Origin of the sequence: Burkholderia cenocepacia (assembly GCF_014211915.1) — a bacterium.
In the GTDB taxonomy this organism is placed as follows: Bacteria; Pseudomonadota; Gammaproteobacteria; order Burkholderiales; family Burkholderiaceae; genus Burkholderia; species Burkholderia orbicola.
In genome coordinates, this window is sequence record NZ_CP060040.1 from 2,189,492 (window position 1) to 2,204,674 (window position 15,183).

A 15,183-nucleotide genomic window follows, 5' to 3' on the forward strand; every position below is an offset into this window, starting at 1 on the left:
TATCTGATCTGTCGCGTTCGCGGGCGGCCGCGCCATCACCAAAATCAGATCTTCATCGCGCGCCGCTGGTTGCGACGATACTGGTCGAACAGCACCGCGAGCAACAGAATTCCGCCGCGTATCAGATATTGGTAAAAGGTCGGCACGTTCAGCAGGCTCATCGCGTCCTGCACGGAACCCATGATCAGCACGCCGACCAGCACGCCGGAGATCGTCGCGACGCCGCCCGTCAGCGACACGCCACCGAGCACGCACGCGGAGATCACGCCGAGTTCGAGGCCGACCGACGTCTTCGGATCGCCGAGGCTCATCCGCGACGCGAGCATCACGCCGGCGAAGCCGGTCACGAGCCCCTGCAGCACGAACACGGCGATCTTGATGCGCATCACCGGCAGCCCCGCGAGCAGCGCGGCCTCGCCGTTGCCGCCGACGGCCAGCACGTTCTTGCCGAACACCGTCTTGCGCAGCAGGAAGCCGAACACGACGAAGCCGACGATGTTGCTCCAGATCGGAAACGAGATGCCCAGGAACGACCCGCCGCCGAGATCGAAGAAGCGCTCTTCGGAGATCATCACCGCGTCGCCGTTCGACGTGATGAACGCGAGCCCGCGCACGACTTCCATCATCGCGAGCGTGACGATCAGCGAGTTGATCCGGTAGCGCGCGATCAGCACGCCGTTCACGAGCCCCACCGCGCCGCCCGCGAGCACGCCGGCCGCGATCCCGAGCACGACGCTGTGCGTCGCGGTGATCAGTGTCGAGGCGACCACCCCCGAGAACGCGACGATCGACGCGACCGACAGGTCGACTTCGCCGAGCGCGAGCACGAACATCATCGTCACCGAGATCGAACCGATCAGCGTGACCGACAGCAGCAGGCCCTGGATGTTGCGCGGCGTGAGGAAGTCCGGCACGGTCAGCGACAGCGTCGCGAACAGCACCAGAAACACCATCACGATGCCGGAGCGGTTGATCAGCTGCCACACGCCGTTGCGTGGTCGCACGGGCGTGGCCGCGGCGGCGGCATCCGGGGACGGGGAAGTACGTTGGGGTTGCATTGCCTGGCTCATATCAGTTCACTTGCTTTCCGGTTGAACAGCACGCCGCTAGCGCGGCAGCGCGAGCTTGATCAGCGCGTCGGGCGTCGCGTGCGCCTTCGCGACCTCGCCCGCGATCCGTCCTTCCTTCATCACGACGATGCGGTCCGACACGCCGATCACCTCGGCCAGATCGCTCGACACGAGGATCACCGTGCGGCCCGCTTCCGCGAGTTCGTAGAACAGGTTGTAGATTTCGGCGCGCGCGCCGACGTCGATGCCGCGCGTCGGCTCGTCCATCAGGAACACGTCGATGCGTTCGGCGAGCCAGCGCGCGAGCACGACCTTCTGCTGGTTGCCGCCCGACAGCGCGCCGATCGGCGTGTCGCCGTCGCGGGTCTTGATCGCGAGGCGCTCGATGTATTTCTGTGCGAGTTCGCGTTCGCGTCGCCCGTCGAGCAGCACGCGCGCCGGGCTGAAATGACGGCGCGCGCTGATGTTCAGGTTGTCGGCCACCGACGCGATCGCGACGATGCCTTCCTGCTTGCGGTCTTCCGGGCACAGCGCGATGCCGGCACGCACCGCGTCGCGCGGGCTGCCGAACGCCACCCGCTTGCCGTTCAGCTCGACGTGCCCGGCGCTCGGTCGCACCGCGCCGTACAGCAGCTTCATCAGCTCGGAGCGGCCCGCGCCGACGAGCCCGAAGAAGCCGACGATCTCGCCGCGCCGCGCGGTGAACGACACGGGCTCGGCCAGCCCCGGCCCCGCCAGCCCTTTCGCTTCGATCAGCACGTCGCCGGCCGGGCGCGGCCGGTAGCCGTACACGTCCTCGATCGAACGGCCGACCATGCAGCCGATCAGCCGGTCGCGGTCGAGATCGGCGACGGAATCGAACGTATCGATGCGGCGACCGTCGCGAAACACCGTCACGCGGTCGCACAGTTCGTAGACTTCCTCCATCCGGTGCGTGACGTAGATGATCGCGCGGCCTTCGGCGCGCAACGCGCGGATGATCCGGAACAGTTGCGTGGTCTCGCGCGCGGACAGCGAACTCGTCGGTTCGTCGAACGCGATCACGCGTGCATCGCGCATCAGCGCCTTGCCGATCTCGATCATCTGGCGCTGGCCGATCGACAGATATTTCACCGGGATGCCCGGATCGATGTGCTCGCCGAGCCGCTCCAGCGCATCGAGCGCGCGTGCCGCGAGCGTGCGCTCGTCGACCACGCCGAGCCGGCTCGGCAATTGCCCGAGCATCAGGTTTTCCGCGACCGTCAGCTCGGGCACCAGATGCAGTTCCTGGTAGATGATCGCGATGCCGGCCTCGAGCGCCGCGCGCGTCGACGCGAAGCGCTGCGCGGTGCCGTTCAGCGTCAGCGTGCCGGCCTGCGGCTGGTTCACGCCGGACAGCACCTTCAGCAGCGTCGATTTACCCGCGCCGTTCTCGCCCATCAGCCCGTGCACTTCGCCCGCGCGCACCGACAGCGACACCGCGTCGAGCGCACGCACGCCCGGAAACGTCACGGTGATGCCGTCGAGCGCGAGCAGCGGGCCCTCCGGCGGCGTACCCGCTTCGGCGTCGTGGCCGGACGCGGCCGTCATCGTCTGCATCGTCATCGCGTTCTCGCCTCGCCCCGCTCAGATACCGAGTTCGGCGCGCACGGCCTGCCAGTTCGCGCGCGTCATCAGCTTGCCGCTCGTCTGCGTGTCGGCCGGCGGCGTCTTGCCGTTGCGAATCCAGTCGACGAGGTTCTGCGTGCTGTCCTTGCCGTGGTTCGTCGAGCTGACCGCGATCGTCCCGTAGAAGCCGGTCGGCTCCTTCTTCTGGAACTCGGCGAACGCCTCGCCCGCGCCGTTGATGCCGACGCCGATCACGTCGACCGCCGGGATGTGCAGCTGTTCGGTCGCGCGCACCGCGCCGAGCACGGTTTCCTCGTTCAGCGCGTAGATCACCCATTTCTTCACGTTCGGATGGCGCGCGAGCACCGGTGCCGCCGCGCTGAAGCCGCCTTCGTCGTCGGTCGTCTTCTGCGGCGCGTCGAAGATGTTCTCCTTGCGGAAGCCGTTCGCGAGCAGCGCCTGGGTCGCGCCGTCGGTGCGCAGCTTCGCGGTCGGCAACTCGTAGTTGGTGATGCGCAGCGCGCCGACTTCCTCCGGCTTCCAGCCGCGCCGCTTCATCTCGTCGGAGATCGCCTGGCCGACCTGGTTGCCGATCTTGGTCGCCGACATCCCGAGGTGCGGCACGTTCGGCAGCGGCTTGCCGCTCGAATCGACGAGCTGGTCGTCGACCGTCACGAACTTCATGTTGTAGCGCTTCGCGCGCGACGCGATCGCCGGCCCGAGACGCACGTCCGGCGCGCAGATCACGAAGCCCTGCGCGCCCTGCGAGCCGAGGTTGTCGATCGCGGCCAGCACCTTCTCGCCGTCCGGCGTGCCGATCTTCACGACCGAGAAATTCTCCTTCTGGCCGAGCGCCGACGCGGCGTTCTGCTCGTTGATGAACCACGCCTGCTCGGGCATCTTCACGAGGAAGCCGATCTTCAGCGGCGCGTCGGCGTGCGCGGCGCCCGTCATCCCGAGCGGCGCGATGCAAAGCGCGGCCAGCAGCGCGCGCAGGGTGTGTCGACGGATCGTGTGAGTCGTGCGGTTCATGGGTGTCTCCTTTGTACCGGCTGATGCCGTGATGTGTGCCGTAATCAATCATTCGTCGCGCGCGCTTCTTCGTACCGAAGCGCGCGCGCAGGTTCAGCGGCCGAACGCGTCGGTCTGCACGCGCCGGCCGAACAGGAAGGCATCGGCGACGAGCCGCAGCGGCCGCACGTCGACGTCGCTTTCGCCACGCGCGATCAGCGCGTGGAAGTGCGTATACAGCGCCGGGTACTCGCGTTCCACACCGATCTCGACCGGCTCGCCCGCGATCGACAGTTGCGCGCCGCCGCGGCTGATCGCGAGCACGCCGTCGGCCGTGTCGACCGCGATCTCCCATTGCTCGACCGGGCCGTGGCGCCAGTCGAATTCCGCGTGCACCGGCACGCCGTCGGTATCCGCGCAATCGAGTTCGGCCGCGATCGGCATCTGCGCGTCGCTCGGCACGATGAGCGTCGCCTCGCGCAGCACGAGCTCGCGCGGCAGGATTCGCGTGACGATCGACAGCGCGTTGATGCCCGGATCGAACACGCCGAGGCCGCCCGGCTCCCAGATCCACTGCTGCCCCGGATGCCAGCGTCGCACGTCTTCCTTCCAGCGCACCTTCACCGCGCGGATCGTGCGTTGCGCAAGCCACGCGCGCGCCGGCTCGACCGCGCTCGCGCAGCGCGAATGCCAGGTCGCGAACAGCGTGAGGCCGCGCTCGCGGGCCAGCGCGTCCAGCGCGGCCACTTCGCCGAGCGTCGCGCCCGGCGGCTTCTCGAGCATCACGTGCTTGCCGGCTTCGAGCGCCGCGCGCGCCTGCGCGTAGCGCACCTGCGGCGGCGCGCACAGCGACACGGCGTCGAGTTCGCGCTCCGCGGCCAGCAGCGCACGCAGATCGGGATAGTTGCGCACCCCCGCGACTTCCGCATGGCGGCTCGCGCAGGCGGTCAGCGCGAAGCCCGGCTCGGCGGCGATCGCCGGCAGATGCTGGTCGCGCGCGATCTTGCCGATCCCGACGACACCCAGCGAAATCGGATCACTCATCCTGCATGTCTCCTTCGTGAATCGCTCAGCGCGCCCAGCGCAGCACGAGCGGATCGAGCCGGCGCGCGATCGTGAGCAATTCCGCGCGCGTGTCCGGGTGCAGTTCCGGCATCGGATGCCGCGGCCGCTCGCACGCGATCACGCCGCCTTCGCGCATCAGCGCCTTCGCGGTGAGGATCCCGGACTGGCGGTTCTCGTGATTGATCAGCGGCAGCCATGCCTGGTAATGCGCGAACGCATCGTCGTGCCGGCCTTCGCGGAACGCTTCGAGGATCGGCCGGATGCCGTCCGGGAAGCCGCCGCCCGTCATCGCGCCGGTGGCGCCCGCATGGAGATCGGCGAGCAGCGTGATCGCCTCCTCGCCGTCCCACGGCCCCTCGATCGCGTCGCCGCCGAGCCGGATCAGTTCGCGCAGCTTGTTCGCGGCGCCCGGCGTCTCGATCTTGAAGTACGCGACCTGCTCGATCTCACGTGCCATTCGCGCGAGGAACGGCGCGGACAGCGGCGTGCCGCTCGCCGGCGCGTCCTGGATCATGATCGGGATGTCGATCGCATCCGACACGCGCGCGAAGAAATCGAAGATCTGCGCTTCCGGCACGCGGAACGTCGCGCCGTGATACGGCGGCATCGCCATCACCATCGCCGCGCCGAGTTGCTGCGCGCGCAGGCTGCGCGCCGCGCACACCTGCGTGCTGTAGTGCGACGTCGTGACGATCACCGGCACGCGGCCGGCCACGTGCTCGAGGATCGTGCGCGTGAGCACGTCGCGTTCGTCGTCGGTGACCGCGAACTGCTCGGAGAAGTTCGCGAGGATGCACAGCCCGTCCGAGCCGGCATCGATCATGAAATCGACCGCGCGCTTCTGGCTCGCGAGGTCGAGCTCGCCGGTGTCGGTAAACGTCGTCGGAACGACGGGAAAAATGCCGCGATGGCGCGGCGTGCTGCTCGATGTCATGGTTCGCGTCCTGCTTCGGCCCGGTTGTCACCGGCCGTCATGCGTTCACGGTTTCATGAAGCGCGGACCGGGAAGGCCCGCAACCGGCGGCGGCGCCTGTCGCGCCGCCCGCCTGCTCAATGCGAATGGCTCGGCACGTCCGCGCCGCGCGTGCCGACCAGGAAGTCGAGGTCGCACCCCTCGTCGGCCTGCAGCACGTGATCGATATACAGCCGCGCGTAGCCGCCCTTGCCGAGCTGGCCGGCCACGCCCGGCGCCGCGGTCGGATCGACGTCCGACAGGCGGCGTTGCAGTTCCTCATCCGTAATGTCGAGATGCAGCGTGCCGGCCTCGCAGTCGAGCTCGATCCAGTCGCCGTTGCGCACCGCGGCGAGCGGGCCGCCGGCGGCCGCTTCCGGCGCGACGTGCAGCACCACCGTGCCGTACGCGGTGCCGCTCATCCGTGCGTCGGAAATCCGCACCATGTCCTTCACGCCCTGGCGCAGCAGCTTCGGCGGCAGCCCCATGTTGCCGACCTCGGCCATGCCCGGATAGCCGCGCGGCCCGCAGTTCTTCAGCACCATCACCGAGCTCGCATCGATGTCGAGCGCTTCGTCGTTGATCGTCGCCTTGTAGTGGTCGAGGTTCTCGAACACCACCGCGCGGCCGCGATGCTTGAGTAGTTCGGGGCTCGCCGCCGACGGTTTCAGCACCGCACCGCGCGGCGCGAGATTGCCGCGCAGGATGCAGATCCCGCCGTCCGCGATCAGCGGCCGGTCGAGCGGGCGGATCACCTCGTCGTCGTAGTTCGGCGCTTCGCGCACGTTGTCCCACAGCGACTTGCCGTTCACCGTCAGTGCATCCGGGTGCGGCAGCAGCCCGCCTTCGCCGAGCCGGCGCAGCACGGCCGGCAGCCCGCCCGCGTAATAGAACTCCTCCATCAGGAAGCGCCCCGACGGCATCAGGTCGACGATCGTCGGCGTGTCGCGGCCGATGCGCATCCAGTCTTCCAGTTCGAGCGGCACGCCGATGCGGCCGGCGATCGCCTTCAGGTGGATCACCGCGTTGGTCGAGCCGCCGATCGCCGCGTTCGTGCGGATCGCGTTCTCGAACGCCGCGCGCGTCAGGATCTTCGACAGCACGAGCCCTTCGAGCGCCATCTCGACGATGCGGATGCCCGACATGTGCGCGAGCACGTAGCGGCGCGAGTCGACGGCCGGAATCGCCGCGTTGTGCGGCAGCGCGACGCCGAGCGCCTCGGCCATGCACGCCATCGTCGACGCGGTGCCCATCGTGTTGCAGGTGCCGGCCGAGCGCGACATCCCGGCTTCGGCCGACAGGAAGTGATGCACGTCGATCTCGCCGGCCTTCAGCGCTTCATGCAACTGCCACACGGCCGTGCCCGAACCGATGTTCTTGCCCTCGAGCTTGCCGTTCAGCATCGGGCCGCCCGACACGACGATCGCCGGCACGTCGCAGCTTGCCGCGCCCATCAGCAGCGCCGGTGTCGTCTTGTCGCAACCGGCGAGCAGCACGACCGCGTCGATCGGGTTGCCGCGGATCGCTTCCTCGACGTCCATCGACGCGAGGTTGCGCGTGAGCATCGCCGACGGCCGCAGATTCGATTCGCCGTTCGAGAACACCGGGAACTCGACCGGGAAACCGCCCGCTTCCGAGATCCCGCGCTTCACGTGCTCGGCGAGCTTGCGGAAGTGCGCGTTGCACGGCGTCAGTTCGGACCACGTGTTGCAGATGCCGATGATCGGCCGGCCGTCGAATTCGTGATCGGGAATGCCCTGATTCTTCATCCAGCTCCGGTACATGAAGCCGTTCTTGTCGTTCGTGCCGAACCATTGGGCGGAGCGCAGCCTGGGTTTTGTTGCCGACATCGTCAGTCCTGTGGTGACGGGATACCGGCGCAGTCTAGGCAGAATTTTGATAACTGGCTAATGACGATTTAGGCGATTACGATATCCATTCCGATATCGATATAAACCCGTACGATGACCGAAGCCAGCCCGTGGGGAAACCGCGCCCGTCTGAAGACGCGCCAGTTGCTGCTGGTCGTCGCGCTCGCCGACGAAGGCAGCATTCACCGCGCGGCGGCCGCGCTGAACATGACGCAGCCGGCCGCGTCGAAGCTGCTGCGGGAACTGGAGGAGTCGATCGGCGCGGTGCTGTTCGAGCGCCTGCCGCGCGGGATGCGGCCGACGTTGTACGGCGACGCGCTGATCCGCCACGCGCGCGCGGCGCTCGGCAGCCTCGACCAGGCGCGCGAGGAGTTGGCCGCGCTGAAGGCCGGCCATCTCGGCCACGTGGCGGTGGGGGCGATCACGTCGCCGGCCCTGCGGCTCGTGCCGCCGGCCGTCGCCGCGGTGAAGGGCACGCACGCGGGGCTGCACGTGTCGGTCGAGATCGACACCAGCAACGTGCTGCTCGAACATCTCGCGCAGGAAAAGATCGACATCGTGCTCGGCCGGCTGTCCGCCGAACATGACAAGCTGCGCCTGCGCTACGAGCCGCTGACCGGCGAATCGGTGGCCGCCGTCGTACGGCCCGACCATCCGCTGCTCGCGCAAGCGCCGGTTGCGCTCGCCGACGTGCAGCGCGCCGCGTGGGTCGTGCCGCCGGCCGGCAGCGTGCTGCGGCACCGCTTCGAGCTCGTGTTCCAGCGCGCGAGCCTCGCGCCGCCGGCGAACGTCGTCGAGACGGCCGCACTGCTGTTCATCACGCAACTGATCGAGCAGAGCGACATGATCGCGGTGCTCGCCGAGGACGTCGCGCACTACTACGCGCGGCACGGCATCGTCACGGTGCTGCCGCTGGAAATGGATTGCCGGATGGACGATTTCGGGCTCATCACGCGCACCGACCGGCTGCATTCGCCGGCCGTCGCGGTGATGGTCGATGCGATTCGGGCCGCGGCGCGGGAGGTTTACGGCGTCGCGCCGTGACCGCGCAGCCGCGGTTTCCTACTCCGCGGCCCACTCGATCACCGGTTCGCAGCGAATCGGGAAGTTGACCGAATTTGCGATATAGCACTGCGCATGCGCATCGTGATGCAGATGCACGGCCCGTTCGCGATCGTCGCCGGCCCGAATCGTCACCTGCGGCCGCAGCACGATTTCGGTGAAGCGGCCCGCTCCGGCGCCGTCGAGCATCGTGCCTTCCGCGTGGTCGACGTAGGCCAGCACACGGATGCCGGCCTCGGAACACAGGTGCAGATACCAGAGCTTGTGGCACGCTGACGCCGACGCGAGCAGCAGGTCTTCGGGGTTCCAGCGCGCCGCGTCGCCGCGGAACGCCGGGTCCGACGAACCGGGGATATCCGGCTTGGCCCCGGCGCGGATCACGTGATCGCGGCCGTACTCGCGATACCCCGACGTGCCGGTGCCGCGGTTGCCCGTCCACTCCACTGCGACGCGATAGTGATGTTCGCCCGATGCCATCTCGCTCTCCATTGATGTCGGTTGCCTTGACCGTGCCGGACGCCGTTGCGTGACGCCCGCCGATGATCGCCATTGTGGCACTGGATGGCCATTTGGTATACCATTATTCCAAAATGACGATACAGGCAGGCATGGAAGCCAAACTCGACTCCACGGCGGACGCGGTCGCCGCGTCGCTGCGCGACATGATCATCAACGGCGAGCTGGCGGCCGGCGAGCGGCTCGTCGAGCGCGATCTGGCCGAGCGGTTCGGCATCAGCCGGATTCCGATGCGCGAGGCGATCCAGCGGCTCGAACGCGAAGGCTTGCTCGATATCTTCAGGAATCGCGGCGCGGTCGTGCGGATGCTGAGCGCGTCCGACGTGCAGGAAATCTACGATCTGCGCGTGCTGCTCGAAGGCGACGCGATCTACCGCAGCGTGAAGCGGCTCGACGACGAGACGCTCGCGCGCGCCGAACTCGTGCATCGGCTGCTCGGCGATGCAACGGCGCCGCGCCGGCAGGGCGAGCTGAACCGCGAATTCCACGCGTTGCTGTATGCGTGCTGCGGCAACGCGCGGCAGTTGAAGTCGATCGCGGAGCTGCGCAGCCAGGTCGAACGTTACGAGCGCCTGCAGGCCACGCTGCTCGCGGATACGCCGTCGTTCCAGGTCGAGCACGAAGAGATTCTGCAGGCGTGCCACGAACGCAATGCACGCGCGGCACGCGCGATGACGGTCGCGCATCTCGAATCGGCGAGAAGCATCGTGCTGCGGCTCGTCGAAGGCGGCTGAGGCCGGCGCGACGATGCGCGCGGCCGACATCGTCAGCGGGATATCAGCGTGAAGCGCGGCGCTTGCCGGTTTTCGTGGGCGCCGGCGCAGGAGATTTCGCCATGTCCGCGATGTGCCGCAGCGCGATTTCGCGCCAGAGCGCGAACGCGGCCCGCGCCACGGCAGGGTCGCTGCCCGTCACGACATCGATGGTCAACCCGCGGATCATCGATCCGGCCAGTCACTGCAATTGCGTGATCTTGAGCGCAATCGCACGATCGAAACCCGCGACGGCATCGTCCATCAAGGCGCGAAACCCTCGTCGAACGGCTTGAGGATACGTGCCACGGCCTCGTCGAGTTCCTTGTCGGCGCGCCGCGCCAACTGGATCTCCATGCTGGCGGCGAACAGCGGCGTGCCGATGAGCGCGCCCGCGACATCCAGCATCCGGTCAATCCGCTCGAGCGGCGTCGTCGCGCTGCGCGACGCGCGTTCGAACTGCGCGAAGCGATCGCCGGTGAGCCGCTCCTGCACCGCGGCCATCAATTCCGCCTTGGTCGGAAACTGGTGCTGCAGCGCGCCCATGCTGACATCGGCTTCGCGCCGGATCGCGAGCGTCGTCGCGCCCGAATAGCCTTCCTTGTGCAGCAGCGATATCGCGGCGGCAATGACGCGTTCGCGCGTCGCGTGGCTGCGTTCCGCCTGCGTCTGCCGGCGTGCGCGCGGCGTGCCGGAAGCCGTTGCCGTACCTGTCTTGACGGTTTTCTTCGTTCACGTAGGGGATCGAGCGCCGAAGCGGGCGCGGGTCGGGCGTCGGGCGCAGCCGCTGGCGGTCTGGATCGCTGCCGGCGGCTGTCTACGGATGCGAACTCTACCGATGAACGTCGCCGCCACCTGGCCCGTTCGCGGCCTTACGTGCCGCGCGTGCGCCCGATGCGGCGCGTTGTGCGGCCGGGCACCGGCCCGGTCGTCCCGCGCACCGTCAGCGTCGGCAGCGACGCGACCCGCACACGCGATGCGTCGTCGCCCTGCCCGCCCGCCTCGCGCAGCGTATTGAGCAATTCGACCGCGATGCCGGCCGCCTCGGCGGTCGGGATCGCGACGGTCGTCAGCGTGGGCCGCGTGTCGCGGGCGAGATGGATGTCGGTGATGCCGACGATCGACAGATCGTCGGGCACGCGCCGGCCGCGATCGGCCGCCGCATGCATCGCGCCGATCGCCGGCAGGTCATTGGTCGCGACGAGCGCGGTCAGCTCGGGATGCGCATCGAGCAACTGCCCGGCCGCGCGCACGCCGCCCTCGATCGAATCGTGCCCGGCGCCGACGCGCGACGCGTCCACTCCGGCTTCGCGCATCACGTCGACGCAGCCGTCGTAGCGCGCGGCCTGCACGCCGTTTGCCGACCCGCCGACGATCACGCCGATCTCGCGATGGCCGAGTTCGAGCAGATGCCGCGTCGCGATCCGCCCCGCCTCGCGGAAATCGATCGCCACGCACGGCAGCCCATCGGGCGGCGCCTCGGGCCGCTCCCATAGGCACAGCACGACCGGCACGCCGCGCCGCGCGACGTCGAGCAGATCCGGCAAGTGCAGGTTCGCGTTGGTCACGAGAATCCCCTCGGAGATCGTGCCGGCGATCTGGTCGAGATACGCGCGCCCCTGCAACGGATCTTCGTTCGTATTGCAGACGATCAGGAACTGCCCGTTGCGGCGTACCGCGCGCTCGACCGCCAGCGCGAACTCCGGATAGAACGGATTCGCGATGCTCGATACCATCAGCGCGACCGTCGGCGCGCGCCCTTCCGCCAGCGCCCGCGCGGCGAGATGCGGCCGATACCCGAGCGCGTCGACCGCTTCGAGCACCCGCGCCCGCGTCGCGTCGCCGACCCGGCCGCGGTCGCGCAGCACGTTCGACACCGTCGCGGCCGTCACGCCGGCGCGGCGCGCCACTTCATCCAGTGTTGCCATCGTTTGCCCACTATATGAGACGTCGATCCAGTATTTGCTTCGCTCACCGAAGCGGCGCACTATCGCCGGACACCTTGCCGCCCGACCGACGGGCGCGACTCGGCCGCGATCGCATGGCCCCTTTTTTTGATCGCGATGATTAAGCGCTTAATCAAGCAGTACGGCGCATTAGAACATGGAGCGGAGACAATGGCGAGCATCTCGATGCGACGCGTGCAGAAAGCCTATGGCGAGCACGCGCCGGTCATTCGCGACGTCGATCTGGAGATCGGCGCGCACGAGTTCTGCGTGTTTCTCGGGCCGTCCGGATGCGGGAAATCGACGCTGCTGCGCATGATCGCCGGGCTCGAGGATCTGAGCGCGGGCGAGCTGTCGATCGACGGCCGCCGCGTCGACGACGTGCCGGCCGCCGAGCGCGGCGTCGCGATGGTGTTCCAGAGCTATGCGCTGTTTCCGCACATGACGGTGTACGAGAACATGGCGTTCGGGCTGAAGCTCGCGCGCGTGCCGAAGGCCGAGATCGACCGCAAGGTGCGCGACGCCGCGCGCATCCTGCAGCTCGACACGCTGCTCGAGCGCAAGCCGAAGGCGCTGTCCGGCGGCCAGCGGCAGCGCGTCGCGATCGGCCGCGCGATCGTGCGCGAGCCCGGCGTATTCCTGTTCGACGAACCGCTGTCGAATCTCGATGCGGCGCTGCGCGGCCAGACCCGCGTCGAAATCGCGAAGCTGCACCGGCAGTTCGAACGCGCGAGCGTCGTCTACGTGACGCACGACCAGACCGAGGCGATGACGCTCGCCGACAAGATCGTGCTGCTGCACGCCGGCGCGGATACCGCGCGGCACGGCAGCATCGCTCAGGTCGGCGCGCCGCTCGACCTCTACCACCATCCGGCCAGCCGCTTCGTCGCGGGCTTCATCGGCTCGCCGCGCATGAACTTCCTGCCGGCCGTCGTGACCGCGTGCGACGCGCGTCGCACGACCGTCACGCTCGTGCCGTCCGGCGAAACCTTCACGCTGCCGCGCGACGGCTCGGCGCTCTGCGCCGGCGCCGCCGTGACGCTCGGCATCCGTCCCGAACACCTGACGCTCGGCGCCGCTCTCGACGCGACGACGCTCGCGCGCGACGTCGCGCTCGTCGAACGCCTCGGCGAGCAGACGTACGTGCACCTCGATCCGTCCGGCCAGCCCAGCGCGACGCCGCTAATCGCGAAAGTACCCGGCGACGCGCCGGTGCGCACCGGCGAACGCGTGCACGTGCACGCGCCGGCCGCGGCCTGCCACCTGTTCACCGAAGACGGCCGCGCGGTGCCCGCGTGCGCCGACCTTCCCGTCCACCACTACGCATAAGGATCGGGCATGCGCCTCGGAGTCTGTTACTACCCGGAACACTGGCCGGAATCGATGTGGGCCGACGACGCCCGCCGGATGAAAGCGCTCGGCATCGAGCAGGTGCGGATCGCCGAATTCGCGTGGAGCCGCATCGAGCCGTCGCCGGGCGAATACGACTGGGGCTGGCTCGACCGTGCGGTCGACGTGCTCGGCGCGGCCGGCCTCGAAATCGTGATGTGCACGCCGACCGCGACGCCGCCGAAATGGCTGGTCGACCGCCATCCCGACATCCTCGCGATCGGTGCCGACGGCCTGCCGCGCAAGTTCGGTTCGCGCCGCCACTACGATTTCTCGTCGCCGGTCTATCTCGAAGCGTCGCGCCAGATCTGCACGGCGGTCGCCGAACGCTACGGTCGCCACCCGGCCGTGCGCTACTGGCAGACCGACAACGAACTCGGCTGCCACCAGACCGTCGTCAGCTATTCGCCGGCCGCGCTCGTGCGCTTTCGCGAATGGCTGAAAGCGCGCTACGGCACGATCGACGCGCTGAACCGCGCATGGGGCACCGTGTTCTGGAGCATGGAGTACCGCCATTTCGACGAAGTGGACGCGCCCGTGGGCACCGTGACCGAAGCCCATCCGTCGCATCGCCTCGATTACCGGCGCTTCGCGTCCGACGAGCTCGCACGCTATCACCGGATGCAGGTCGACGTGATCCGCGCGCATTCGCCGGGCCGCCCGGTCGCGCACAACTTCATGCAGCTCTTCACCGAGTTCGATCACTACGAAGTCGCGCGCGACCTCGATCTCGCGACGTGGGACAGCTATCCGCTCGGCGCGCTCGAGGAGCTGTGGTTCGCACCCGACGTGAAGGCGCGCTGGCTGCGTACCGGCCATCCGGATTTCGCGTCGTTCAATCACGACCTGTACCGCGGCATGTCGAAGCTGCCGTTCTGGGTGATGGAGCAGCAGCCGGGCCCCGTGAACTGGGCACACTGGAACCCCGCGCCGCTGCCGGGCATGGTACGGCTGTGGAGCTGGGAAGCGTTCGCGCACGGTGCCGGCTGCGTGTCGTACTTCCGCTGGCGGCAGGCGCCGTTCGCGCAGGAGCAGATGCACGCGGGCCTGAACACACCCGACAACCGGCTCGACGAAGGCGGCCGCGAAGCGCAGCGCGTCGCGCGGGAGATTGCCGCCGTGCTCGACGCCGGCGCCGATGCCGACGCGAACGGCGCGGTGCGCGCACCCGTCGCGCTGGTGTTCGACTACGACGCGAAGTGGCTGTTCGAAGTGCAGCCGCAAGGGGCCGATTTCCACTACCCGCGTTTCGCATTCGAGTACTACTCGGCGCTGCGTTCGCTCGGGCTCGACGTCGACATCGTTTCCGCGCACGCGCCGCTCGACGGCTACCGGCTCGTCGTCGTGCCGCCGCTGCCGGTCGTGCCGGACGATTTCGCGTCGCGGCTCGCCGCGTCGGGCGCCCATGCGGTGTTCGGCCCGCGCACCGGCTCGAAAACCATCGACCTGCAGATTCCGCCGGCGTTGCCGCCCGGCCCCCTCGCATCGATCCTGCCGATACGCGTGTGGCGCGTCGAGTCGCTGCGGCCGAACGTCACCGAACGGGTCGACGGCACGCTGCGCGACGGTTCGCCGCTCGCGGGCGACGCGCGTCACTGGCGCGATCTCGTCGAGCTCACCGACGACGACACGCGCAGCGTCGTGCACGCACGTTTCGCCGACGGTCATCCGGCCTGCCTGTCGCACGGCACGCTGCATTACTGGGCCGCGCTGTTCGACGAGGCGACCACCGTGCGCCTGTTCGCCGATATCGCGGCCGAAGCGGGCCTGGCCCCGACGCCGCTCGGCGACGCCGTACGCGTGAGCCGGCGCGGCGGCCTGACTTACGTATTCAACTACGCGGGCACGCCGCACACGATCGACGACGTGCCGCCGTCCGCGTTCGTGGTCGGCGCCGCGCAGGTCGAGCCGCAAGGCGTCGCCGTGTATCGAAGCCGTTCGTAGCAACCGCCCCGGCGCCGC

At 68.7% G+C, this 15,183-nt stretch carries 13 protein-coding genes and 1 pseudogene; 4 read left to right on the forward strand and 10 right to left on the reverse strand.

Translation table 11 applies throughout. The features are described from left to right. Positions 1-44: 44 nt before the first annotated feature. From araH to SY91_RS26275, 6 genes are all read right to left on the reverse strand, one after another. Positions 45-1,070, reverse strand: a complete 1,026-nt coding sequence (gene araH / locus SY91_RS26250) for an L-arabinose ABC transporter permease AraH (protein WP_043887509.1) — start codon at positions 1,068-1,070, stop codon at positions 45-47. 36 nt (positions 1,071-1,106) lie between these two features. Beyond that, entirely contained in the window at positions 1,107-2,654 is a 1,548-nt protein-coding gene (gene araG, locus SY91_RS26255; RefSeq protein ID WP_043887508.1) for an L-arabinose ABC transporter ATP-binding protein AraG, read from the reverse strand. Positions 2,655-2,675: 21 nt separating this feature from the next. Continuing rightward, the gene (locus SY91_RS26260) at positions 2,676-3,689 is read right to left on the reverse strand and encodes an arabinose ABC transporter substrate-binding protein (RefSeq protein ID WP_023476182.1); all 1,014 of its coding nucleotides are present in this window, start codon (positions 3,687-3,689) and stop codon (positions 2,676-2,678) included. A gap of 93 nt (positions 3,690-3,782) precedes the next feature. Continuing rightward, positions 3,783-4,712 (reverse strand): Gfo/Idh/MocA family protein, encoded by a 930-nt coding sequence (locus tag SY91_RS26265; protein ID WP_023476181.1) that lies wholly within the window; start codon positions 4,710-4,712, stop codon positions 3,783-3,785. Positions 4,713-4,737: 25 nt separating this feature from the next. After that, positions 4,738-5,667 (reverse strand): dihydrodipicolinate synthase family protein, encoded by a 930-nt coding sequence (locus tag SY91_RS26270; protein ID WP_023476180.1) that lies wholly within the window; start codon positions 5,665-5,667, stop codon positions 4,738-4,740. 116 nt (positions 5,668-5,783) lie between these two features. Next, positions 5,784-7,535 carry an IlvD/Edd family dehydratase gene (locus SY91_RS26275; protein ID WP_006480235.1) on the reverse strand — a complete coding sequence of 584 codons (1,752 nt, stop codon included), beginning with the start codon at positions 7,533-7,535 and terminating at the stop codon, positions 5,784-5,786. Positions 7,536-7,649: 114 nt separating this feature from the next. On the opposite strand from SY91_RS26275, the gene SY91_RS26280 reads away from it, so the two are divergent. Next, positions 7,650-8,600, forward strand: a complete 951-nt coding sequence (locus SY91_RS26280) for a LysR substrate-binding domain-containing protein (protein WP_023476179.1) — start codon at positions 7,650-7,652, stop codon at positions 8,598-8,600. A gap of 18 nt (positions 8,601-8,618) precedes the next feature. Here SY91_RS26280 and SY91_RS26285 read toward each other — a convergent pair whose 3' ends face one another. Continuing rightward, entirely contained in the window at positions 8,619-9,095 is a 477-nt protein-coding gene (locus tag SY91_RS26285) for an OsmC family protein (protein ID WP_023476178.1), read from the reverse strand. A gap of 131 nt (positions 9,096-9,226) precedes the next feature. Between SY91_RS26285 and SY91_RS26290 the strand changes: the two genes are divergently transcribed. Beyond that, positions 9,227-9,868, forward strand: coding sequence for a GntR family transcriptional regulator (locus tag SY91_RS26290; protein WP_023476177.1), 642 nt, complete (start codon positions 9,227-9,229; stop codon positions 9,866-9,868). Between the two features lie 282 nt (positions 9,869-10,150). Here SY91_RS26290 and SY91_RS35205 read toward each other — a convergent pair whose 3' ends face one another. The 3 genes and pseudogenes from SY91_RS35205 to SY91_RS26300 form a co-directional block, all read right to left on the reverse strand. After that, complete coding sequence (locus tag SY91_RS35205; RefSeq protein ID WP_023476175.1) at positions 10,151-10,432, reverse strand: hypothetical protein; 282 nt, start codon at positions 10,430-10,432, stop codon at positions 10,151-10,153. Between the two features lie 6 nt (positions 10,433-10,438). After that, positions 10,439-10,516 (reverse strand): annotated as a pseudogene (locus SY91_RS35525) (TetR/AcrR family transcriptional regulator); the annotation flags it as partial. A gap of 242 nt (positions 10,517-10,758) precedes the next feature. Further along, positions 10,759-11,814 (reverse strand): LacI family DNA-binding transcriptional regulator, encoded by a 1,056-nt coding sequence (locus SY91_RS26300; RefSeq protein ID WP_043887506.1) that lies wholly within the window; start codon positions 11,812-11,814, stop codon positions 10,759-10,761. Positions 11,815-12,003: 189 nt separating this feature from the next. On the opposite strand from SY91_RS26300, the gene SY91_RS26305 reads away from it, so the two are divergent. Both SY91_RS26305 and SY91_RS26310 read left to right on the forward strand, forming a co-directional pair. Beyond that, positions 12,004-13,161 (forward strand): ABC transporter ATP-binding protein, encoded by a 1,158-nt coding sequence (locus SY91_RS26305; protein WP_023476173.1) that lies wholly within the window; start codon positions 12,004-12,006, stop codon positions 13,159-13,161. A gap of 9 nt (positions 13,162-13,170) precedes the next feature. Next, positions 13,171-15,165, forward strand: coding sequence for a beta-galactosidase (locus SY91_RS26310; protein WP_023476172.1), 1,995 nt, complete (start codon positions 13,171-13,173; stop codon positions 15,163-15,165). The last annotated feature ends 18 nt before the right edge of the window (positions 15,166-15,183 follow it).